The organism is Streptomyces sp. NPDC044064, from assembly GCF_056434245.1.
This window is the reverse complement of the sequence record NZ_JBWKFN010000026.1, coordinates 122,338-145,558: the sequence shown is the minus strand read 5'-3', so window position 1 is coordinate 145,558 and position 23,221 is coordinate 122,338. Positions and strand designations below refer to the sequence as shown.

Genomic DNA, 23,221 nt, shown 5'->3' with positions numbered 1-23,221 from the left:
CGGGCTACATGGTGCCCGCGGTGGTGCTCGTGGACGAGCTGCCGCTGACCGCGAACGGAAAACTGGACCGCAGGGCACTGCCCGCCTTCGCCCCCGCCGGGCAGGAGGCGTCGCGTCCGGCCGAGACGCCCCTGGAGAAGCGGCTGTGCGCCCTCGTCGGCGAGATTCTGGGCGTGCCCGAGGTGGGCCTGGACGACAACTTCTTCAACCTGGGCGGGCACTCCCTGCTCGCCGTGCTCTTCCTCGACCGCGTCAACATCCTCACGGACACCCACCAGGCCCTGACCATCCGCGATCTCTACCTGAACCCCACCGTCGCCGGACTCGTCGGGCACCTCAGCACTCACAGCGCCAACAACCCCATGGATCCCGTGATCACCATGCGGGAAGGGGCTGGCGAGCCGTTGTTCTGCCTGCCGATGAGTTCCGGGCTGAGCTGGGCCTTCTCGGGCATCCTGCCGCACATCGACGAGCGCCTGCCGGTCGTCGGGCTCCAGTCCGAGCAACTCCTTGCCCCGGGGGCCGGGCCGCGCGACTTTGCCGAGTTGGCCGACGCCCATGTCTCCCGGATACGGCGGTTCCAGCCGCACGGGCCCTACCACTTGATGGGTTGGTCGTTCGGAGGCGTACTCGCGCACGCGGTCGCGGTGCGTCTGGAGACGCTGGGGGAGCGGGTGGCGACGCTCGCCCTCCTCGACGCCCGGCCCCTGCCCGAGGAGCGGCCGGTGTCGGCGGACCGGCGCTGGGTGCTGGAGGTGCTGCTGGGCCGGGCGGCGGACGAGTTCCCCACGCCCGCCACGGACGAGGAACTGGTGGCACTCCTGCGTGCGCACGATCCGCTCCTGAAGATGCTCGACCCGAAGCAGGTCGCGGCCGTCGTGGCCACGACGATGGGGAATGGAAATGCTTTCCTGCGCCATCGGGTCCGGGACGAGTTCAGCGGAGATGTCGCCTTCTTCAACGCGGTGCGCACGAGTACGAGCACGGGAAGGGCGGCCTGGGGTCCTTATGTCCGGGGAAACATCCATGAATACGACATCGACTGCGATCACATGGAGATGACCCGGCCCGGGCCGTTGAGCGCCATCGGGAAGCTGCTCAACACGCACTTGTCGGTGTGAGGAGGTTGTTTAATGAAAAAGAAACATTGTTGCGGGAAAAGCGCACGGTGCGGCGCGTGCCCGGCGGCAGTAACTTCCGCGTGTCCACCATGTGGACACTGCGGTTTCAACTCTCCCCGACCCGGGGCGGCGAACTCGTCAGAAAGTGTCCGATAGTGAGCTTGCGTTACGTAGGCGGAAGTTCGCCCGAAGCGGGCGGATCTTGGTCGGCCGCCGGGAGCTCCGGGACGTCACCGCAGATCAGAGACATGTCTGCGCTGGACCGGAGCCTTGGGTGGGGCGCGGAAGGGGAAGCGGCGCAGGGGGCTGACTTTGCTTTTGCGTGGTCAAGAACACGTCAAGCGTTATCCTCTTCCGTTGTCAACCTGTTGTGTGTTGTCATGTGATTACTGCACGACCGCGCGAGCATCTCAGCATTTGAGATCGCGTTGAAAAACGGGGGATATGCCGCATGAATCCGACATCTGGTGCCTCATGTGATGAATCGAGCACTCGATCCCAATTCTGGGAAAGGCTGTCCGGAGTGAGCCTCCGACAGAGAGCGGGAGAACTCGACAGACTGGTGGGGCGGCGGCCGATCCGATGCGAGTCGGCGACTAAGGCGCTCATTCACTGAATCTATCGCGGCTGCCCCCTGCGCGGGTCGGCCGAAAACTCGTTCAGTCACACGGCAGGGACTTCTCGGCTGCGCCGAGAGGTTGGTTCCTGGCGTATCGGGCTCATTGATTCGGCACGTCGCGGGGCGGGTCGAAGGATCGTCGGGAGGCGGCAAAACATCGTGAACCTCGGGTCGAATACACGGTTCAGTGTCCTTTTGCGAAACGCGCGTAAACGCGTCGGTATGACCCAGAGGCAGCTCGCCGAGCTTTCCACCATCAGCGTCCGGGCGATTCGGGACCTCGAACTGGACTGCACCAAGGCCCCCCGCCCCCAGACGATCAGCCTGCTAGCGGACGCCCTGCGCCTGAGCAAGGCACGCCGGGCGGAACTGGAGGCCGCGGCGGGACTGGCCTCGGGCCACTCGCTCATCGAGCACCTGGCGGCACCGCCGGCGCCGCTCGGTCCGATCGTCGGCCGCGAGCACGAAACGGCCTCCCTGACCGCCCTGTTGGAGTCCTCCGGGCATCGGCTGCTCAAGGTGGTCGGCATGCCTGGCATCGGCAAGAGCCGGCTCATCCAGAAGGTCGCGAACGACCTGCACCAAAGCGGCCGGATGTCGGTCATCCATCTGGACCGGGAGACGGCGCCCCAGGGGGAACGGGTCGGGCCGATCGCCCTGATGGACCGGGTCGCCGACCTGATCGGGTGTGCGCCCACGGTGGACGACGTGACCGGCGCGCTCACGACCAACGAGGTGCTGCTCACCGTCGACGGCCGGGATCTGGACGAGGACGGCGAACTCGAACTGAGGCTCCTGCTGCACCGCTGCCCTGGGCTTCGGGTGCTGTACGAGACTACCGAGACGTCGTCGACCTCTGACACCTGTGCCTTCTCGGTCTTTCCGCTCGCCGTGCCCGAGTGGCGTCAGGGCGACCCGACCGACATGGACTTCGCCGCGTACCCGACGGTGCAGCTCATGCTGTCGCGCTGTGCGCAGCTGTATCCGCAGGCCGTGTCCGATCCGGCCGCACTGTCGGCGCTCGCCGGCATCTGCCGGCTGCTCGACGGCATTCCCTCGGCGATCGAATCGGCCGCCTCCTGGCTGCTCATCCACGAACCCGCACAACTCCTAGACACCGCCACCCGTTCGCCGCTGATGCTCCTCACCTCGCCGGTCAGCGCCGACGATGCGCTGGTCTCGTGGCTCAGGCGGACCATCGCGTCCTTGGCACCGGACGACGCCGTCGGACTTCGCCGCCTGGCCGGTGCCGACCCGTGGACCGCGGAGGAGGCCATCCGGCTCCTGCACCGCGCGCCCGCCGACGCGCTGCGCGTCATCCATCTGCTGCGCGCCTGCGGCCTGGTGCGCCGGGTCGACTCCGGCAACGGCGAACGTCCCCGCTTCATGGTCCTGAACCTCGTGCACCACCTCCTGGACGCGGAAGGGGCCGCCGCCCGCGGCCCGGCCCAGTGCGCGGCGGCCGGCCCCGCACACCTCACCAAGGCCGACCCGGTGCTGTGAGGCCACGGCTCGACGAGACGTGAGGCGAGGCCTGCGCCGGGGAGACCTCGGGGGGAACCGCCCGGACTCCGACTCAAGCCGGGCCGGGTCTCGCCCAGGGCTCGGCCTGGACGTTCCTCGGGCTGGGCCGGGTCTCTCCTTGGGTCTGGCCGAGTCTCACCTCGGGCCCGGCCTGAACTCTCCTCGGGCCTGGCCGGGTCTCCTCTCGGGCCGGCCGGCCTCTCCTCGGCCCGAGAGGGTACCTCCTCGGGCCGGCCTGGACGTTCCTCGGCCCGGCCGGGTCTCCCCTTGGGCCAACCTGGACGTTCCTCAGTCACGGGCGGGTCTCAGCTCGGGCCCGACCCGTCCCATCTCGGGCCCGACCGGGTCTCTCCTCGGCGCAGCCGCCCCCCACCCGAACCCGCCCCCGAGTCAGCTCAAGTTGGGCCGCAGCCACCTCTCCACCTCGGTCGGGTCGCAGCCGCGGCGGGCGGCGTAGTCGAGGAGCTGGTCCTGTCCGATGCGGCCGACGCTGAAGTAGCGTGACGCCGGGTGCGCGAAGATCAGTCCGCTGACGCTGGCCGCCGGCGTCATCGCGTACGACTCCGTCAGGCCGATCCGCTCGGACTCGGCGTCGAGCAACCGGAACAGCTCGCGCTTCTGGGAGTGGTCCGGGCTCGCCGGGTAGCCGAGCGCGGGCCGGATGCCGCGGAAGCGTTCCGCGTGCAGGTCTTCGAGGAGCGGGTGCGCGTCGGGCTCGAACCACTCCCGGCGGGCCTTGAGATGAACGTACTCGGCGAACGCCTCGGCGATCCGGTCGGCCAGCGCCTTGACCATGATCGCCCGGTAGTCGTCATGCTCGGCCTCGTACCGGGCGGCCAGCGCCTCGGCGCCGTGGATCGCGACCGCGAAACCGCCGAGATGGTCGCCCGACGGGGCCACGTAGTCGGCCAGGCAACGGTTCGGCCGCCCCATCGGCTTGGCCGTCTGCTGGCGCAGCATCGGAAACGTGACGTCGCCGACCACGATGTCGTCGCCCACCGCGTGCGCGGGCCAGAAGCCGTACCGGCCGCGTGCCTGGAAGGCGTCACCGGCCACGATCTCGTCGAGCATGTCCTGGGCGTCGTCGTATAGCTCACGGGCCGCGGGCTCCTTGAGGACCGCCGGGAACCTGCCCTTGATCTCCCAGGCCAGGAAGAAGAACTGCCAGTCGATCAGCTCACGCAGCGCGGCGATCGACGGTGTCACGCTGTGCGCCCCGGTGAATTCGGGTGTCGGCAGCTCGGAGAAGTCCACCGGCTCGCGGTTGGCACGGGCCTCGGCGAGGCTGAGCTGCGCCGCGTGCTGCCGACGCGCGTGCTGCTCACGCAGCCGTTCCTGCTCGGCGCGGTTGGCGATGTCCAGTGCGGCCGCCCGGTCGGCGTCCAGCAGGTCCGACACGACGCCCACCACCCGCGACGCGTCGAGGACGTGCACGGTCGGACCGTCGTACTCGGGCGCGATACGCACCGCCGTGTGCTGCTTCGACGTGGTCGCGCCGCCGATGAGAAGGGGCAGGGTGAGCCCGCGCCGGCGCATCTCGCCGGCCACGGCGACCATCTCGTCGAGCGACGGTGTGATCAGGCCCGACAGGCCGATGACGTCGGCGTTCTCGGCGAGGGCGGTCTCCAGGATCTTCGCCGTCGGCACCATCACCCCGAGATCGACGACCTCGTAGTTGTTGCAGCCGAGGACCACGCCGACGATGTTCTTGCCGATGTCGTGGACGTCGCCCTTGACGGTGGCGAGCACGACCTTGCCCTGGCCGCGGCCGGAGGTCTTCTCCTTCTCCATGAACGGCTCGAGGTAGGCGACCGAGCGCTTCATCACCCGAGCGCTCTTGACCACCTGCGGCAGGAACATCTTCCCGGACCCGAACAGGTCCCCGACGACCTTCATGCCGTCCATCAACGGTCCCTCGATGACATCGAGGGGCCGTCCGAACAACTGCCTCGCCTCCTCAGTGTCCTCCTCCACGAAGTCGACGATGCCGTGCACCAGCGCGTGCGACAGACGCTCCTGGACCGACCCCTCGCGCCAGGACAGATCGACCGCCCGTCTGGTGGCCGTACCGGTGACCGTGGAGGCGAAGGACACAAGGCGGTCGGTGGCGTCCGCGCGGCGGTCGAACAGCACGTCCTCGACGAGTTCCAGGAGGTCGGCCGGGATGTCCTCGTAGACGGCGAGCTGGCCCGCGTTCACGATCCCCATGTCGAGGCCCGCGCGGACCGCGTGGAACAGGAACGCCGAATGCATGGCCTCACGCACCACGTCGTTGCCCCGGAAGGAGAAGGACAGGTTCGAGACGCCACCACTGGTCCGTACGCCCGGGCACCGCTGCTTGATCCGCGGCAGGGCGTCGATGAACGCCTTCGCGTACCTGTTGTGCTCGGCGATGCCGGTGGCGACGGCCAGCACGTTGGGGTCGAAGACGATGTCCTGCGGCCGCATCCCGACGCGGTCGACCAGCAGGTCGTAGGCCCGGGCGCAGATCTCCACCTTGCGGTCGGCGGTCTCCGCCTGCCCCTGTTCGTCGAAGGCCATCACCACGACGCCGAAGCCGAAGTCACGGATCCGCCGGGCCTGGGCGAGAAACGGCTCCTCGCCCTCCTTGAGGCTGATCGAGTTGACGACGCCCTTGCCCTGCACGCACCGGAGACCGGCCTCGATCACGCTCCACTTCGAACTGTCGATCATGATCGGGATACGGGCCACCTCGGGCTCGGTCGCGATCAGGTTCAGAAACGTGGTCATCGCCCGCTCGCTGTCGAGCAGATCGGCGTCCATGTTGACGTCGAGCAGGTTGGCGCCACCACGGACCTGTTCCAGCGCGACGTCGACGGCGCCCTGGTGGTCGTCGGCCTCGATCAGCCGGCGGAACTTCGCCGACCCGGTGACATTGGTGCGCTCGCCGATCATCACGAATCCGGTGTCCGCACCGATCTCGAACGGCTCCAGGCCGCTGAACCGGGTCGCGGCGGGCCGCTCGGTCATCTGCCGCGCCGAGCGCCCCCGCACGGCGGCGGCCACCTGTTCGATGTGTTCCGGCGTGGTGCCGCAGCAGCCGCCCACGATGTTTACCAGGCCGTCCTGGGCGAACTCGCCCATCAACCGGCCGGTCTCCGCGGGTGTCTGGTCGTACCCGCCGAACGCGTTCGGCAGACCGGCGTTGGGGTGGCAGGCCACATAGGAGTCCGCGGTCTGCGCCAACTCGGTGACGTACGGGCGCATCTCGGCCGCGCCCAGCGAGCAGTTCAGTCCGACCACGAGCGGCTCGGCCCGCTCGATCGACCGCCAGAACGCCTCCATGGTCTGGCCGGACAGGGTGCGGCCGCTGAGGTCCACGATGGTGACGGACAGCCACAGCGGCAGGTGGGGAGCGACTTCGCGGGCGGCGGCGAGCGCCGCCTTCGCGTTGAGCGTGTCGAAGATCGTCTCGATCATGAGCAGATCGACGCCGCCCTCGGCCAGGGCGGAGATCTGCTCGGCGTACGCGGACCTGACCTGATCGAAGGTGACGGCCCGGTACGCCGGGTCGTCCACCCGCGGCGACAGCGACAGCGTGACGTTCAGCGGACCGACGTTGCCCGCCACGAACCGGCCGCCCGCCTCGTCCGCCGCCTGCCGGGCCAGTCGCGCGCCCTGGAGGTTCATCTCGCGGACCAGATGTTCCAGGGCGTAGTCGGCCTGGCCGATGCTCGTCGCCGTGAACGTGTTCGTGGTGATGATGTCCGCACCGGCCGCCAGGTACCTGCGGTGCACATCCAGGATCACGTCCGGCCGGGTCAGATTGAGCAGATCCGGGTCGCCCGTCACATCACGGGTGTGCGACGCGCCGACCACGTCCCCGCGGTAGTCCGCGGGCCCCAGATCCAGGCCCTGGAGCAACGTGCCCGACGCCCCGTCCAGGACCAGGATCCGCTCGCTCAGCAGCCGCCGCAGAGCGGCGCCCCTGTCGTCCTGGTCGCGATACCCGTCCACTGCCGACACCTCCGTCATGTTCCCGGAGGCGCCCTTGGTCGGTCGAGGACGAGCCGAGCGTGGCGGGCCGTCGCCCGTTGCAGCGCCTCTCGGCTCTCGTGATGCATGGAATCACCTGACGCGCCGGAAGACCAGGCTCATCCGACGCATCACCGGTTCCGGGACGCGAACTGCCGCCAGGGTTCCGCTCGCATTGCCGGTGCGGAGCCATCGGGTCTCCTACCGTCCTTGCTGATCACGGGTGTTGACGGGACTGTGCGAGGTGGAGATCGGTGAGCGCTCTGTTCGATGACGCGGACGGCGAGTTTCTCGTCCTGGTGAACGCGGAGAAGCAGCATTCCCTGTGGCCCGCGCCCGTCGACGTGCCGACGGGCTGGGAGACCGTGCACGGTCGTGACACCCGGCAGAACTGCCTCGACTACATCGAGAAGCACTGGACGGACATGCGGCCGGCGTCACTCGTCGCCGCCATGGAACACGACGCGCGGAGCTGAATCCGCGTGCGCAGGACACAGGGTGCGGCACGGCCTTTCGAGCCCGGCCCGAGCGAAGCTGAGCAGAGCGGGCCGAAGCCACGGGGTGCCGGCGCCTGGATCCGGCGGTTCCGCCCCTCTCCCTCGGCCGGCACCCGCCTGGTCTGCTTTCCTTACGCCGGCGGGTCCGCGACGTACTACTTCCCCCTGTCGAAGGCGCTGTCGCCCGCGGTGGACGTGCTCGCGATCCAGTACCCCGGCCGGCAGGACCGGCTCGACGAACCCCGCGTCGAGGACGTCTGCGTCCTCGCCGACCGGATCACCGACGAGCTGATCCCGTGGACCGACCGTCCGCTCGCCCTCTTCGGACACAGCATGGGCGCCGCCGTGGGCTTCGAGGTCGCCCTCCGGCTGGAGAGCCGGGGCGTGCGGCCGCTCGCGATGTTCGCGTCGGGTCGACGCGCTCCCTCCGCAGCCGGTGACCAGCGCTTCCACCTCGCTTCCGACGAGGTGCTGGTGAACGAGCTGGTGAAGCTGAACAGCGCCAACGCCGAGCTGCTCGCCGACGAGACGCTGTTGCCGCTGCTGCTGCCGGCGATACGCAGCGACTACCGCGCCTCCGAGCTGTACCGAAGCCCGGCGACCGCGCGGCTGCGCTGCCCGATCGTGGCGCTGACGGGCGACGACGATCCCGTGGTGGAGGTCGAGCAGGTGCGGGACTGGGGCCGGCACACCTCGGGGAGCTTCCGGATGAGGGTGTTCCCGGGCGGCCACTTCTTCCTCGACGACTGGGCCGAGGCGGTCCGGCGGGAGATCACCGAGTACATCGAGCCTCGGCCCGACGCCGGTTCGGCGCCGGCGACCGTCTGAAAGACGCGGTGTCGCCGGTCGGCCCCGCGAGCGCCCGCTGCCGTCCGGGCGGACCCGCTCACCGTCCGGCACCCGGCGGGCCGACGAGGCCGGAATTGTCGACGAGTAGCGAGGGTGAGCGTGAACAACGAAATCCAGCAGCGGCTCCGCGAGGTGTTCGCGGAGGTCCTGGGCGTGGCCGGGGTGGGGGCGCACGACTCGTTCCTCGCCCTGGGCGGCGATTCGCTGACGGCACTCCAGCTGTGCAAGCGGATACCCGCCCGGCTCGGCGTGGAGCCGGGCGTACGGGACGTCTTCGACGCGCCGACCCCCGCCGCACTGGGCGTACTGCTCCAAGAGGCGCGCGCCGCGCGGCCGGAGGAAGCGCCGCTCGGCGCGCACCGGGACAGCGCCCCGCTGAGCTTCGCCCAGCACGGCGTGTGGTTCCGGGAACGGTTCGAGGGACCAGGTGCCGACTTCACCGTGCCGCTCGCGCTGCGTTTTCGGGGCACCGTCGACCATGACGCGCTGCGCGCCGCCATGGACGACGTGGTGGCCCGGCACGCGGCACTGCGCACCGTGCACAGCGCCGTCGGCGGCGTGCCGGCGCAGCGTGTGGTGGAGGCCCGTGCCGGGTTCCAGTGCGAGGACGTGACGCCGGACGCGCTCGACGCGCGCCTCGACAGCCTCGCCGCGTACACCTTCGATCTCGCCAACGAGACCCCGCTGCGGACCTGGCTTCTCCGGGTGGGCCCCGAGGATCATGTTCTGCTGTGCCTCGCCCACCGCATCGCCGTGGACGAGACATCGCTGGGGCTCCTGGCCAGGGATCTCGGCACCGCCTACTCGGCCCGCCTCACCGACGCCGCCCCCGACTGGCCCGAACTGCCTGTCCAGCAGCCGGACTTCGCGGCGCGGCAACGCAACCGGGCGAGCGTGGACCCGCTCGCCGCGTCCCGGCTCCGGGAGCGGGCCGAGGCACTCGCGGGGATGCCGGACGAACTGGCCCTTCCCTACGACCGCCCCCGGCCGGCCGTCCTGTCGCACCGTGGCGAGGAGGTGCGTTTCCACGTCGGCGCCGACGTCGCCCGCAGGCTGGCCGAGCTGGCCCGGGAACGGCACGCCACCCTCTTCATGACGCTCCAGGCCGCGGTGGCGACCGTGCTCGCCAAGCTCGGCGCCGGGGACGACATCCCCCTCGGCACGTGCGTCACGGGCCGACTCGACGCGGCCCACGACGACGTCGTCGGCAGGTTCGAGAACCTGCTCGTCCTGCGCACCGACGTCTCCGGTGATCCGGTGTTCGCCGACCTGGTGTCCCGGGTGCGGGAGGCCGGCCTCGACGCCTATGCCGCCCAGGACATCCCGTTCGAGCACCTGGTGCACGCCGTCAATCCGCCCCGCTCGCAGTCCCGGCACCCCTTGTTCCAGGTCCTGGTCACCGCACTGCCGAGCCCACCCGCCGCGGTCCGCTTCGCCGGCGCCGAGACACAGCCGTACGACCGGTGGCGCGCTCCCCTCCGCCACGACCTCGCGTTCCACTTCGAGGCGCGGCACACCGCGGACGGCACCCCCGACGGCTTCGATGTCCGCGTCGGCTACAGCACGGCCCTCTTCGACCGGGACACCGCCCACGACCTGGGCGAACGGCTGCTGAGGGTGCTCACCGCGGCGGCCGACGACCCGCGGCGCAGGCTGGGCGAGATCGACGTACTCGACCCGGCCGAACGGCACCGGCTGCTCGTCGAGTGGAACGACACGGCCCTCGAGGTCCCCCGCGTCACCCTGCCCGACATGCTCGCCGCGCAGGTCGCCCGCACCCCCGATCTGCCGGCCGTGCAGATGGACGACATCGTCCTCACCTACCGCGAACTCGACGAGCGGTCCAACCGCCTCGCCCGGCACCTGATCGCCCACGGTGTCGGCCCGGAGACGGTGGTGGGCCTCGCGATGCCGCGTTCCGTTGATGTGATCGTGGCCCTGTGGGCGACACTCAAGGCCGGCGGCGCCTATCTGCCCATCGACCCGAGCTACCCCGCCGACCGCATCGACTTCATGCAGCTGGACGCCCGGCCCGTCCTCACGCTGACCGGGCCCGTCGACATCGACCAGCTGCCCGCGGCCGAGATCACGGACGCCGACCGGCCGACGCCGCTGCGCCCCGAACACCCCGTCTACGTGATCTACACCTCCGGCTCCACCGGTCGCCCCAAGGCCGTGGTCATGCCCGGCCACTCCCTCGTCAGCCTGCTCACCTGGTACGAGAACACGCTCACGCCGGGCCGCATGGCGCAGTTCTCGTCGCTGAGCTTCGACACGTCCGCGTTCGAGGTACTGTTCGCCACCCTCAGCGGCGGCTGCCTGGTGGTGCCGCCCGAGGAGGTGCGGCGCGACATCGACCTGTTCGCGCGGTGGCTCGTGGACCACGACGTCCACGACATGAACCTGCCCAACCTGGTGCTCGACGCGCTCTGCGAGGTCGCCGAGCGCACCGGTATCGAGCTGCCCGAACTGCGGATGATCGCCCAGGGCGGCGAGGCACTGACCCTCTCGCCGCGCCTCAAGACGTTCTTCGAGCCGCCCCGGCGCCGGCTCGACAACTACTACGGCCCCACCGAGACCCATCTCGCGATCGCCCACTCCTTCACGGCGCAGCCGGCCGACTGGCCCGACGAGCCGCTGCTCGGCCGGCCGATCGGCAACATGCGCGGCTATGTGCTCGACGGCCGCCTCCGGCCGGTGCCGGCCGGTGTGGTCGGCGAGCTGTACCTGGCCGGCGAGCAACTCTCGCGCGGCTACCTCAACCGTCCGGCCGCGACGGCGTCCCGCTTCGTCGCCAACCCCTTCGACAGCCCGGGCAGCCGCATGTACCGCACCGGCGACCTGGTGCGATGGCGCAAGGACGGACACCTCGTCTTCCTCGGCAGGGCCGACCACCAGGTGAAGATCCGCGGGTTCCGCATCGAACTCGGCGAGATCGAGGCGGCGTTGCGCCGCCACCCCGGCGTGACACAGGCCGCGGTGCTGGCCGTCGAGGACCGCCCCGGCACCAAGCGCCTGGTCGCCTACGTCGTCTCCGAAACCGGTCCGGTGGACACCGCCGCGCTGCGCGCGCACATGGCCGGGACACTGCCGGACTACATGGTGCCGTGGGCTTTCGTCCAGCTCGACGAGATGCCGCTCAGCCCCAATCGCAAGCTGGACCGCAAGGCCCTGCCCGACCCGAAGGGCCACACCGTCGGCCGGGCCCCGCGCACCGCCGTCGAGAAGGCGTTGTGCGACGTCTTCGCCGAGGTGCTCGGCGTGTCCGAGGTCGGCATCGACGACAGCTTCTTCGACCTGGGCGGAAGTTCGCTGACCGCGGTCGAACTGACCGCACGCATGGGGGCCGTCCTGGGCCTCGAACCACCGGTCAGGACGGTGTTCGAACAGCCGACGCCGACGGCCCTGGCCGGGCTCGTCGACGCCCGGGACGAGGAACCGCGGACCCGGGAGGAGGGCGACGCGCGCGACGTGGGACGTGCCGCCGCGCCGGCCGGCTCCCCACGCGGGCAGACGGACCCGGCCCCCGGACGGGCCGGCAGCGTGGGCGCCACCGCCGGCAGGCGTCCGGGCCTGCCCCGGCCCGCGACGCGTACGGATCTGTTGCGCGAGCTGTTCGCCGAGGTCCTGGGGAGCGGCCCGGTGGCCGCCGACGACAACTTCTTCGCCCTGGGTGGCCATTCGCTGCTCGCCACCCGGCTGCTCAACCGCGTCAAGGACGACTTCGGTGTCGAGGTCCCGCTGAAGTCCCTGTTCGACCAGCCCACACCGGCAGGGCTGGCGGGGTGCCTCGACGCGGGTCGTGCGGCCCGCCCCACGCTGCGGGCACGCCGTCACGAGGACGGTCCGGCCGCCTGAACGACAACAGAGCGAAGGCGCTCCCGGCCCGCACCGAGAGCGCCTTCGCTCTGTCTCACTGGCCCTGGGCCGGACTTGGGTTCAGGCGTCCACGCCGACGACGCCCAGGTCCGACAGCCGAACGTCCGGATCGTCGACGATCGCCCGGAGGACGGCCTCGTACTCGGCGACGGCCGACACGACGGTCGCGCGCTCATAGAGCCGCACGGGGAACTCGAAGGTCCCGGTGACACCGGCGGGCGCACCGCCGTCGTCGAGCCGCTCGGTCAGCGTCACGTCCAGATCCAGCTTGGCGGTGACACCGCGCAGGGGCAGTGGCTCGACCACGAGACCGGGCGCCGCGAAGGCGACCGGCGCATGGTGCTCAAGGGCGAGCCCCACCTGGAACAGCGGGTTCCGGGAGACGGCACGCGGCGGATTCAGCTCCTGGACGACATGGTCGAAGGGGACGTCCTGGTGCCCGAGGGCGGCGAGGTCGGTGTCGCCCACCCGCTTGAGGAACTCGCGGAAGGGGACGTCCCGCGACAGGTCCGTGCGCAGCACGACGGTGTTCGTGAGGAACCCGACCAGATCGTCGAGAACCTCGTCCACCCGCCCCGCGACCGCCGTGCCGACGGGGATGTCGCTTCCCGCGCCGAGGCGGGCCAGCGTGACGGCGAACCCGGCGTGCAACACCATGAAGAGGGTCGTGCCCGTCTCCCGCGCGAGATTCGCCAGGCCTCGGTGCAGCTCCGCCGGCAGGGAGACCGCGACGGTGTCGCTCGACACGTCCGGCACGCTCGGCCTCGGGCGATCGGGCGGAAGCGTCACTTCGTGCGGCAGCCCCGCGAGCGTGTCCCTCCAGTGCCGCAGTTGCCGCGCCGCCAAGGAGTCCTCGTCGGCCGCGTCGCCGAGCGCGTCCAGCTGCCACAGGGTGTAGTCCGCGTACTGCAGGGGCTCGGTCGGCGACCACTCGGGAGCGTGGCCGGCACGGCGGGCGGCGTAGGCGGCCCCGAGGTCCCGCAGCAGCGGCTCCAGCGACCAGCCGTCACACACGATGTGGTGCATCACCAGGAGCAGTACGTGGTCGTCCGCACCGAGCTCGACGAGATGCGCGCGGATCAGGGGGCCTTCGGCCAGATCGAAGGCATGGGCATAGCACGCCGTCAGCAGTTCGGGCAGCTCCGTCCCGGAGCAGTCGTCCCTCCGCAGCTCGACGTGCGCCGCGTCCGGTGACAGCAGGTACTGGAACGGCTCGCCCTCGTCGTCCGGGAAGACCGTGCGCAACGCCTCGTGCCGGGTGACCACATCGTCCAGCGCGTGCCGGAGCGCGGTCGCGTCCAGGTCGCCCCGCAGCCGCAGGGTGACGGCGACGTTGTAGGACGCGTCGGGACCGTGGATCTGGTCGAGCATCCACAGCCGCAGCTGGGCCGGAGAGAGCGGAACACGCTCCGGGCGCGGCGTGACACGACGTGGTGCGCCCGCGGCGCCCTGGGCGGACTGCCGGATCAGGGCGTCGAGACCGGCGGGTGTGGGCGCCCGGAACACCGCGCCCAGCTCGAGATCGGTCCCGAACAGCATCCGGATCCGGGCGACCACCCGCACCGCGAGGAGCGACTGACCACCGATGTCGAAGAAGTTGTCGTGCACGCCGACCGACGGGACGCCCAGGACGTCGGCGAAGACGCCGCACAGGATCTCCTGGCGCGCCGTGCGCCGGGTACGCGGCCCAGGCCCGGCGGAGCCCGGGGCGTACCCGTCGGAGAAGGCGTCGGCACCGCCGCGCGGCGGGAACTCGATCAGGCCGTCGGTCCTGAGGCGCGCCAGATGGCCGGTGGGGTGGGGCGAGCCGTCGACGACGGTGTGCAGTTCACCGAGGACACCCAGCGGGGCGAGCCTGCCGGTGGAGTCCAGGACACGAAGAGCACGGGGGAGCGCGCCGCCCGGGGCGTGGCGCAGGCGCAACCTCGGATGGTCCGCCAGCAAGGGCGTGAGGACGTCGGGCGCGGGGAGTTCACCGGTGACCGTGACAAGACGCAGGCCGTCGAAGAGCGAGGGGTCCTTGGCGAGCAGCACGGTGAGCGTCGGCGTGGCAAGCGCCAGCGCGCCGACGTCATGGGCCCGCACGAGGTCGGCGATGTGCGCGGGATCGGCTTCGGGACCCGCCAGCACGGTGACGTCGTCCGGCCGTGCGAGCCACCAGGGACGGTCCTCCCGCACGTCGGTGCGGGACGGGTCGAGGAGCAGGACGCCGCCGTCGAGCCCGTCGTGAGCCGGCTGTTGCGGGCCGGACTCCCCGGTGAGGAACGGACGTTCCCAGCCGAGCACGAGGTCGGGGCGGGACACGCGCGCGTCGGGGTCGTCCGCCAGGGCCGCGAGAAGGAGGCCGAGCCGCTGCGAGAGGGCGGTGGCCGATCGTTCGTCCCAGAGGTCGGCGGCGTAGACGAGATGTCCCCGGATGCCGGCGGGCTCGCCGTCCGCGTCCCAGGTCTCCGACAGGTCGAAGTACAGGTCGAACTTGGCGGAATGGAGCTCGACGGCCTCCGACTTCTGCATCCGCACCGACAGGCCGGGCATCTCCGGCTCGGCGGGCTCGTGGCTCTGGACGGCGAGGACGGTCTGGAACAGCGGGTGGCGACCGGCCCGGCGCGGCGGGCCCACGGCGTGGACGACGTCCTCGAAGGGGACGTCCTGGTGGTCGAACGCGTTCAGGTCGAAGTCCCGTACGCGCTTGATGAGTTCACGGAACGACGGATCGCCGGAGACGTCGGTGCGCAGCGCGAGGGTGTTGACGAAGAAGCCGACCAGATCGTTGAGGGCCTCGTCCGCGCGTCCCGCGGTCACCGTGCCGACGGCGATGTCGTCGCCGGCGCCCAGACGGTGCAACAGCGCGGCCAGGGCCGCGTGGACCACCATGAACAGAGTGCCGCCGCACTCGCGGCCGAGCGAGCGCAGTCGCCGGTGCAGGCCTGCGTCCACGACGAAGGGCACGGCGCCGCCCCGGTTGCCGGGTGTCGACGGCCGTTCCCGGTCGACGGGCAGCGGGAGTTCGGCCGGCAGGCCCGCGAGCGCCTCGCGCCAGAAGTCCAGCTGGGCGGACACGAGCGACGACGGGTCGTCGGCCGACCCGAGCACATCGCGCTGCCACACGGCGAAGTCGGCGAACTGCACCGGAAGCGGCTCCCACGAGGGCGCCCTCCCGGCGCTGCGCGCCGTGTACGCCTGCGCCAGATCACGCATCAGCGGCCGGACCGACCACCCGTCGACCACGATGTGGTGGAACACCATCTGCAGGACGAACCGGCTCTCCGCCGACCTGAACAGCACGGCCCTGACCGGCGCCGCCCGTGTCAGGTCGAAGACGTGCCGGGCGCTCTCGTCGCTGAGGGCGGCCGCGCCGTCGGGCAGGTCTACGACCTCGAGCCGGCTGCCCTCGGCGTCCGCGGGCGCGATCAGCTGCCGCGGCACGCCGTCCACCTCGGGAAAGCTCGTCCGTAGCCCCTCGTGCCGCGCGAGCACGTCCGAGAAGGCCGCGTCCAGTGCCCCGACGTCCAACGGCCCCTCGATCGCGGCCTGCACGACGATGTTGTACGTCCACCCCGTCCGCTCGAAGCGGTCCAGGAGCCACAGCCGATGCTGGCCGAACGAAACTGGAATCACGGCTCTCCCTCAGGCGTCTGACCGGGACGCTAGAGGTGAAACGCGCCGGGCACCGGCACTCCGTGCGGCACTCCCGAGGCATTCCCGCGCGGGATCGGGAGAAGGGGAGCGGGAGGGGAAGGGGAAGGCGAGGGGGAGCATCAGGCCCGGGGGAGGGAAGCGGAGCGAACTGCCGCCCGGCCGCCGCCGACGCTGCCGATACCGCAGCGCCGCTTCTCCTACGCTCGTGACGCAGCGTACGCGGTCGACGCGGCTCGACACATGCAAGGTGGGGATCCAGTGGGCGCTCTAATCCATGACGCGGACGGCGAGTTCCTCGCCCGGGACAACGGCCGCGGAAGGCGGTGCCTCGCCCTCACGCCGGAGGCGGGCGTGCCGGCTCCGGCCGGGAGGTAGTCCGCCGTGACCGGTGCGTACACGATCCTCGCCCTGGAGTTCCGGGGCGTCGGTGACCGGGCCGACTTCGGGTTCCTGGCCCGCGAGGCCGACGCGGTCGACCTCGTGCGGGTCGACCCGCTCGTGCACCACGTCGAGCGCCCCCTCGACCTCGCGGAGCAGGCACGTCTGCTGGCAGCGGCATCGCCCGCCGCGCCCGGGCTGATCCTGTCGTACTGCGGCACCGCGGCCCTCGCGCTGCATGTGGCCGAGCTGACCGGCGCGCCCTCGATGCTGGTGGACCCGTATCCCGTGACGGCCGACGACATGCGCCGCGACTTCACCGCTCTCTGCGTCTCGGCGGGCCTCGATCCGACCGGCCTGGTGGACCCCGTGGCCGACCCCGACCCCGACCCGGACCGCTGGGCCGAGGAGCTGGACCGGGCCCGAGACGACATGGCCGTAGCTCACGGCGGCGACGAGGTGGCCTACGAACTGGTCGACGACATGCTCGACCGCTATCGCGCCTGGCTGCGCTTTCTGCAGGCCAGCAGGACGGCCGCGCCCGCCGCGCCCGGCGGGGCGGTCACCGCGGTCACGGCCCGGACGGACCCGCGGCTCGGCCTTCTCCTCGCCGACAACGACGTCGCACAGGTGCACCGGGTGGCCGACGGGGCCGGGATGCTCGACTCCCCGGAAGTCCGCGGCCTGCTGGCCGCCGCCGTCGAGCGACACCGCCCGGCGAGCCCCGCCCCGTGCGACCCGGCAGCTGTCGCACCCCATGAAGGAAGTTGAGCCCATGCAGCGTGTACCGGTCGGTGAAGCGACCGCCGGCGAAGCCGGTCGCGTCGACGCCGTCGCGGCCACCCCCGACGAGGCAGGTGCCCCCCTCCCGCGGCAGGCGGACACCTTGCACGCCCTGATCGAGGCGACCGCCGCGCGGGTCCCTGACGCGATCGCCGTCGTCGCCGCGGGCCGGTCGCTCACCTACGCCGAACTCGTCGCACGGGCCCGCCGGCTGGGCGAGGCGCTGCGGCGCGCCGGGGCAGCACCGGACGGGTTCGTCGGCGTCACCGTCGACCGCTCGGCCGACAGCGTCGTCGCCCTCCTGGGCACGCTGTTCTCCGGGGCCGCCCACATCCCCCTCGCCGTGGACCTGCCCGAGGACCGCGTCCGGCTCATGGCGTCCGACGCCGCGCTGAAGCTCGTCACCGGTGTCGACCCGGCGATCAGCCGGGCCGTCGGCGCGCGGTTCGTGCCCCTCGACGCCCCGGAGCGGCCCGCCACCGAGGCCACCGACGCGGCCCCCCGGCGGGATGCCCACCCCGACCAGGCGGCGTACGCGATCTTCACCTCGGGTTCGACCGGCCGCCCCAAGGGTGTCGTCGTCTCCCATCGCTCCGTGGTGGGCTCGACCCTGGCGCGCTTCGGCGTCTACCCCGAGCCGGCGGCGTACGCGGTGCTCGCTCCGCTGACCATCGACGCCGCCGCGGCCGGCCTCTACTTCACGCTCGCCGCGGGCGGCCGGGTGGTGCTCCCGGACGAGGAGGAGATCCGCGATCCGCAACTCCTCGCCGACCTGATCGTCGACGCGCGGGTGAGCCACCTGGACGGGCTGCCCTCCCAGTACGCCGCGCTGCTGCGCTTCCAGCCCGAGGCCGCGGCGGGGCTGCGCTGCGTCATCGTGGGCGGCGAGGCGTTGCCGTATCCACTGGCGCGACAGCATGTGGACGCGCTCCCCGGCGTAGAACTGCACAACGAGTACGGTCCGACCGAAAGCACCGTGTGGGCCACCACCCACCGGTGCACGGACGCCGACACCGGCCCGCACGTCCCGATCGGCACGGCCGTCGCGGGGCTGCGCGCCGAGGTCCTGACCGACCGGCTGCGGCCGGCCGCGCCCGGTGAGGTCGGCGAGATCTGGCTGTCGGGCCCGGGCCTCGCACGCGGCTACCTCAACCGCGCCGCGCTGACCGCGGAGCGCTTCACCGCCCACCCCGACCCGCGCAGGCCCGGTGAACGCATGTACCGGACCGGTGACCTGGGGCACGTCGACGAGGCCGGGGAGATCGTCTACCACGGCCGCTCCGATCACCTGGTCAAGGTGCGGGGCCACCGGGTCGAACTCGGTGAGATCGAGGCCCGGCTCCTGGAACACCCGGACGTGCGCGACGTGGTGGTGGTTCCGCACTCCGGCGTCACCGGCGTCCGGCTGGTCGCCGTGACGGTTCTCGCCGCCGAAGCCGACGTCACCGCACGGCAGTTGACGTCGTTCGCGGCGCGCCGCCTGCCGGCCTACATGCTGCCCGTCCTGTGGCGCCGGACCGACGCGCTGCCGGTGGCGGCCGGCGGCAAGGTCGACCGGCTGCGGCTGCGGGCCGAGGCGACCACGGTGGGCTCGGCGCTGCCGGTGTGACCCATCGACCGACCACACCCGGGCGAGGCGCACCGGAGCCCGCCGGGACAAGTACGAGGAAGCGGAGGTCCGGCACCATGAACGACCGTGCCGACGAAGTGAATCAGATACGGCAGGACGGCCCCGGGACGAGCGAGGCGGGCGACGTGTCCGCCCTCGTGCTGTCCCTCGCGGGCGAACTGCTCGAACGCACCGACGTCACCCTCGACGAGGACTTCTTCTCCGGCGGCGGCGACAGCGTCCTGGCGATGCACCTGGTCGGCCACCTGGCTCGCAGGACCGGCGTCCGGGTACGGGTGTCGCTGCTCTTCCATCACCCGGTGCTGCGGGACTTCGTCGCGCAGGTCGAGCAGCTGCGTGCGAGCGCCGACACCGGCACGGCCGCCGGTACCACGTCGGCCGGGTCGCTCGCCGCCGCCCTGAGCGCGAGGAGCTCCGCCGGTGCGTCGTGATCTCGCACCGGACCAGGCGGCGCTGGTCGCCGAGGTCGACGAGGTGCTCGACTCCCTCGGGCCGGACGCGGACGTCCACGAGTCGTTCGCCGCCCTCGGCGACAGACGCCTGATCGCCGTGCACTACCCGGCCGCGTACGGTGGCCGAGATCTGTCCCTCGCCCATCACGCGGCGGTGTCGGAACGCATCGGACTGCGCGGCCTGCCGGACGTGGCCCACCTGATCACCGTCCAGGGCGTCGGCTGCCCCCTGCTCATGTTCGGTACGGACGCACAGCGCCGGCACTGGCTGCCCCGGATTGCCTCCGGGCGCCTGCTCGCCAGCCTGCTGCTGTCCGAGCGCGACGCCGGCAGCGATCTGACCCTCATCACCACCAGCGCACAGCCCGACGGCGACGGCTGGGTGATCAGCGGCCGCAAGACCTGGAGTCTGCTCACCCCCTGGTCGCGGATCGCGCTCTGCTCGGTCCGTACCAGCCGCGCGCACAGCCGCTACAACGGAATCTCGCTGTTCCTGGTCGACCTGACCCAGCCGGGCGTACACATCGAACCGACCCCGCGCGCGGCCGGTGAGCCCTACTACACGGTGACCCTGAACGACGTACGTGTGCACCGCGACGCGCTCGTCGGCGAGCTGCACAAGGGGTGGGCACTGCTGCCCACGGTGATCGGTTTCGAGCGCGGCGGTTTCGACTACCTCACCCGCGCCCAGAACTGGCTGGCCGCGGCCGAGGCGGAGTTCGCCGCCCTGCCGGCCGACGAACAGCGCGACGCGGCCGGTGGCTTCGCCCGGTGCGAGTTCCTGGTGGAGAGCGCCCGGGCACTCGCCTATCACGCGGCCGGCACCGCCGACGGCCTGGAGACCGAAGAAATCGTCACCTCCTACGCCAAACTCTCCAGTGGTCTGGCCGCTCAGGCGCTGACGCGCTGGGCCACCGAGGAGTTGCTGTCCCGTCCGGTGGCCGCGGACGCCGACGGTCACCGCGCCGTGCTGCGCGCGGCCGTGGCCGAGGCCCCGGAGCTGACGGTGTCCGGCGGTGCGCAGGAACTCCAACTCGACCTCATCGCGGGTGAACTCATGATCGGCAGGACCATCCGGTGAACCTCGAACTGGACGCCGTACAGCACCAGTTGATCGACGCCGTCGCCAAGAGCGACGCGGCGGCACCCACGCAGGCCTCGGGCTGGGACGTGTTCGACACCGTCGGTCTGTCCGTGCTGCTCGCCCCGGAACCCGGTACCCGGCCGCTGCTCGGCACCCTCGAATGGTGCCTGGTCATGGAGGAGTTGGGGGTGGGGGTGCGCTCCCACGCGCTGGTGCGGTCGGTGCACGCGTTCCTCGACGTGTACGTGGCCCAAGGGCGCGACGCCTCCGCCGCGGAGGCGTTCCGGGCCTGGACCGAGGAGCGGGGCACGGCGTCGCGCGGCGACGAGCCGCTCCTTCGCCGGGCGACCGACGGCGTGTGGCGGCTCACCGCGCCGTGCCCTGCGGCGTTCGCCGCGCTGTCAGCCGAGATCACCCTCGACCCCCTGGAAGCGGAGGCGGTGAACGACCGCGGGCTGCTGCTCGTCGCCGCGTACGCGTGTGGAGTGGCACGGCGCTGCCTCGAAGCGGCACAGGAGCGGGCCGGCAGCCGGGTGGTGGCGGGCCGGCGCCTGGTGGAGCATCAAGGCACCGGGCATCGCATCGCGCGTGGGGCTGTCGACCTGACCCTCGCACGCGCCGGGCTGTGGCGGGCGGCGCAGCGGGAGGACGACGGCGAGCGCGCCGGGCACCGGGCTCCCGCAGCCGCGGCGGCCTGTGTGTCGGCCGCTCTGGACTGCGCCCATGCGGTCGTGCAGGTGTTCGGCGCGGCCGGGACGAGCGATCCGTATGTCATCGAGCTGTTCCGCACGGCCTGCTCACTGCCGGCGGTGAGCGGCTCGCCGCGCGCCCTGTGGACGGCGGCCGGCACGCGCAGGATGGCCGGCCTGCTCTGACACGGCGACGAACAGCAGACGGCACAGACGGCCGATGCGTCGGGGAGACCCCCGTCGCACCGGCCGTCCGCATGCCGGACCCACGCATGACGCCTTACGGCTCACGCCTCCCGGCTCACACGCCGGGTCAACGGCGCCGGGGCCTTGGGCGCCTCGGCCACGCAGGCCGCGAGGCCGGCGACGGTGGGGGCGGCGAAGACGTCCGAGACGGAGATCTTCACCCCGAGGCGGGCGCGGATCTTGGCGGCCAGGCGGATGGCGAGCTGCGAGTGCCCGCCGAGGTGGAAGAAGTCGTCGTCCGCGCCGATGTCCTGCGGCGTCAGCTCCAGTATCTCGGCGAAGAGGTCACGGAGCACGGCCGCCGTGTCGGCGGTGGGGAGCGGGCTGGTCATGACGATTCACTGTCCTGAGGTCGTAGTCGGGTGGGACGGGGTGCCGTCCCGGGGTCCGGGGGCGAGCGCGGCCGGTGTCATGTGCCGCCACACGAGGGGGGTCAGCACGCACATCGCGGCGAAAGCCACCCAGAACGGCCCGGTGACCCCGAGGGCGCGGGCGACGAAACCCCCGAGGACCGCGCCGATGGCGTAGCCGCCCATGCTGAACAGCAGGCAGACGCTGTTGATCCGGCCGAGCATCTCGGCCGGCGTGACCCGCTGCCGGAGCGTGACGCCGAGCACGCCCCAGATCGTGGCGTGCGCGCCGAAGACGACCAGCGTGACAGCCGCCACCCAGGGCAGCCGTGTCACGGCCAGGACGAGATGCGTCAGGGTCTCCGTGATCAGACCACACCTGAGGAGCACGGCCGAACCGAACCGGGCCTCCAGGCGGGCGACCGCGACGGTGCCCACCACGCCGCCCACGGCCGTGGCGGCCAGCAGGAAGCCGTAACCCACCTCGGTGAGGCCCAGGCGCTCGCGCGCGTACAGCACGTAGATGGCATAGGCGCCGCCGTAGGTCAGGTTCATGAGCCCCATGGTCACGGCCAGCGTGCGCAGCCCCCGGTGGTTCCACAGCCAGCGCAGCCCTTCGGCTATCTCGCCGCGGATGGATCCACGGCGGGTGGGCGTGGCCGCTCCGGTGGCCGCGCCGCCGGTCCCGCGGCGCGGCAGGCTGAGAACCAGCAGGGCGCCGAGGGCGAAACAGGCCGCGTCCACACCGAACGGGACGGCCGCCGCGACGGCGAACAGCCAGCCGCCCAGCGGCGGTCCCGCGAACTGGTTGCAGACCATGCGGATGCCCGAGAGCCCGGCGTTGGCCTTGGGCAGGTCACCGTCGGCGACCACGTTCGGCAACAGCGCCTGACCGGCGTTGTCCGAAAGGGTCGCGCCGACGCCGAGCAGGAACACGGCCGCGTAGACGATCGGGACGTCGGCCCATCCCTGCCACACCAGAAGGGCGAGCCCGCCCATCACCACGGCACGCATGACGCCCACCGCACCGACGACCACACGGCGGTCCACGCGGTCCACCAGGACACCACTGACGAGGGAGAACAGCAACCACGGCAACTGCTGGGCGAACACCGCCCCCGCGACGACAGCCGGGTCGGTGCTGATGCTCACCATGAGCAGCGGGCCGGCCGCGATCGTGACGCCGTCGCCCAGTGTGGACAGTCCGGTGGCGGACCACAGTCTGGCGAAGTCACCCTTGAAGAGGACAGTCATGAACAACAGATCCGATCCCGGTGAGCGAAATTCTCCCGAGCGATGCTAGGTTCCGCTCCCCGCCCGCACCGGCACTTCCGGAGGCACTTTCCGCGCTGCCGAAGCGGCGGTCGAGGGGCGGAACACAGGCGGACCGGAGGCAACTTCCCGGCAGTATGGGCGCGATCCTCCCGCCATGCCTCCACACCGCTTTCGGTAGTTGCATCCTTGGACGCGATCCGCGCGGACCTG

General features: G+C 71.5%; 14 protein-coding genes and 1 riboswitch. Of the genes, 10 read left to right on the top strand and 4 right to left on the bottom strand.

Features of this window, described 5'->3' with window-relative positions; translation table 11 throughout:
- Together AC07DS_RS34285 and AC07DS_RS34280 are read left to right on the top strand one after the other, a co-directional pair.
- The coding region (locus AC07DS_RS34285; RefSeq protein WP_479151696.1) for an alpha/beta fold hydrolase at window positions 1-1,121 on the top strand (1,121 nt) is incomplete at its 5' end.
- Between the two features lie 778 nt (window positions 1,122-1,899).
- Complete coding sequence (locus AC07DS_RS34280) at window positions 1,900-3,243, top strand: helix-turn-helix domain-containing protein (RefSeq protein ID WP_479151694.1); 1,344 nt, start codon at window positions 1,900-1,902, stop codon at window positions 3,241-3,243.
- A gap of 411 nt (window positions 3,244-3,654) precedes the next feature.
- On the opposite strand, the gene metH is transcribed toward AC07DS_RS34280, so the two are convergent.
- Window positions 3,655-7,242 carry a methionine synthase gene (gene metH, locus AC07DS_RS34275; protein ID WP_479151692.1) on the bottom strand — a complete coding sequence of 1,196 codons (3,588 nt, stop codon included), beginning with the start codon at window positions 7,240-7,242 and terminating at the stop codon, window positions 3,655-3,657.
- Between the two features lie 19 nt (window positions 7,243-7,261).
- A riboswitch (S-adenosyl-L-homocysteine riboswitch) is annotated at window positions 7,262-7,339 on the bottom strand.
- Window positions 7,340-7,514: 175 nt separating this feature from the next.
- On the opposite strand from metH, the gene AC07DS_RS34270 reads away from it, so the two are divergent.
- From AC07DS_RS34270 to AC07DS_RS34260, 3 genes are all read left to right on the top strand, one after another.
- Window positions 7,515-7,736 carry an MbtH family protein gene (locus tag AC07DS_RS34270; RefSeq protein WP_479151690.1) on the top strand — a complete coding sequence of 74 codons (222 nt, stop codon included), beginning with the start codon at window positions 7,515-7,517 and terminating at the stop codon, window positions 7,734-7,736.
- 6 nt (window positions 7,737-7,742) lie between these two features.
- Window positions 7,743-8,585 (top strand): thioesterase II family protein, encoded by an 843-nt coding sequence (locus AC07DS_RS34265; RefSeq protein WP_479151688.1) that lies wholly within the window; start codon window positions 7,743-7,745, stop codon window positions 8,583-8,585.
- Between the two features lie 120 nt (window positions 8,586-8,705).
- Window positions 8,706-12,464, top strand: a complete 3,759-nt coding sequence (locus AC07DS_RS34260; protein WP_479151687.1) for an amino acid adenylation domain-containing protein — start codon at window positions 8,706-8,708, stop codon at window positions 12,462-12,464.
- Window positions 12,465-12,545: 81 nt separating this feature from the next.
- Here AC07DS_RS34260 and AC07DS_RS34255 read toward each other — a convergent pair whose 3' ends face one another.
- Complete coding sequence (locus tag AC07DS_RS34255) at window positions 12,546-16,103, bottom strand: condensation domain-containing protein (RefSeq protein WP_479151685.1); 3,558 nt, start codon at window positions 16,101-16,103, stop codon at window positions 12,546-12,548.
- A gap of 402 nt (window positions 16,104-16,505) precedes the next feature.
- On the opposite strand from AC07DS_RS34255, the gene AC07DS_RS34250 reads away from it, so the two are divergent.
- The 5 genes from AC07DS_RS34250 (at window position 16,506) to AC07DS_RS34230 (ending at window position 21,326) form a co-directional block, all read left to right on the top strand.
- Window positions 16,506-17,273 (top strand): hypothetical protein, encoded by a 768-nt coding sequence (locus AC07DS_RS34250; RefSeq protein WP_479151684.1) that lies wholly within the window; start codon window positions 16,506-16,508, stop codon window positions 17,271-17,273.
- A 4-nt stretch (window positions 17,274-17,277) separates the two neighbouring features.
- A complete protein-coding gene (locus AC07DS_RS34245; RefSeq protein WP_479151682.1) occupies window positions 17,278-18,894 on the top strand; it encodes an amino acid adenylation domain-containing protein in 1,617 nt (538 codons plus the stop codon).
- Window positions 18,895-18,971: 77 nt separating this feature from the next.
- The gene (locus tag AC07DS_RS34240) at window positions 18,972-19,346 is read left to right on the top strand and encodes an acyl carrier protein (RefSeq protein WP_479151680.1); all 375 of its coding nucleotides are present in this window, start codon (window positions 18,972-18,974) and stop codon (window positions 19,344-19,346) included.
- Complete coding sequence (locus AC07DS_RS34235; RefSeq protein ID WP_479151678.1) at window positions 19,336-20,448, top strand: acyl-CoA dehydrogenase family protein; 1,113 nt, start codon at window positions 19,336-19,338, stop codon at window positions 20,446-20,448. The genes AC07DS_RS34240 and AC07DS_RS34235 overlap by 11 nt, the downstream gene beginning before the upstream one ends.
- A complete protein-coding gene (locus AC07DS_RS34230) occupies window positions 20,445-21,326 on the top strand; it encodes an acyl-CoA dehydrogenase family protein (protein ID WP_479151676.1) in 882 nt (293 codons plus the stop codon). The genes AC07DS_RS34235 and AC07DS_RS34230 overlap by 4 nt, the downstream gene beginning before the upstream one ends.
- 101 nt (window positions 21,327-21,427) lie before the next feature.
- Here the strand turns inward: AC07DS_RS34230 and AC07DS_RS34225 are convergent, their stop codons facing one another.
- Both AC07DS_RS34225 and AC07DS_RS34220 read right to left on the bottom strand, forming a co-directional pair.
- Window positions 21,428-21,718 carry a phosphopantetheine-binding protein gene (locus AC07DS_RS34225; RefSeq protein ID WP_479151674.1) on the bottom strand — a complete coding sequence of 97 codons (291 nt, stop codon included), beginning with the start codon at window positions 21,716-21,718 and terminating at the stop codon, window positions 21,428-21,430.
- Window positions 21,719-21,724: 6 nt separating this feature from the next.
- Window positions 21,725-22,990: an MFS transporter gene (locus tag AC07DS_RS34220; RefSeq protein ID WP_479151671.1), complete on the bottom strand. Its 1,266-nt coding sequence runs from the start codon at window positions 22,988-22,990 to the stop codon at window positions 21,725-21,727.
- Window positions 22,991-23,221: the final 231 nt, after the last annotated feature.

What these genes read in the sequence shown, in the direction of transcription:
- AC07DS_RS34240 (WP_479151680.1), top strand. Translation starts at nt 18,972, where the DNA reads ATGAACGACCGTGCCGACGAAGTGAATCAGATACGGCAGGACGGCCCC.
- AC07DS_RS34220 (WP_479151671.1), bottom strand. Translation starts at nt 22,990, where the DNA reads ATGACTGTCCTCTTCAAGGGTGACTTCGCCAGACTGTGGTCCGCCACC.
- AC07DS_RS34225 (WP_479151674.1), bottom strand. Translation starts at nt 21,718, where the DNA reads ATGACCAGCCCGCTCCCCACCGCCGACACGGCGGCCGTGCTCCGTGAC.
- AC07DS_RS34245 (WP_479151682.1), top strand. Translation starts at nt 17,278, where the DNA reads ATGCAGCGTGTACCGGTCGGTGAAGCGACCGCCGGCGAAGCCGGTCGC.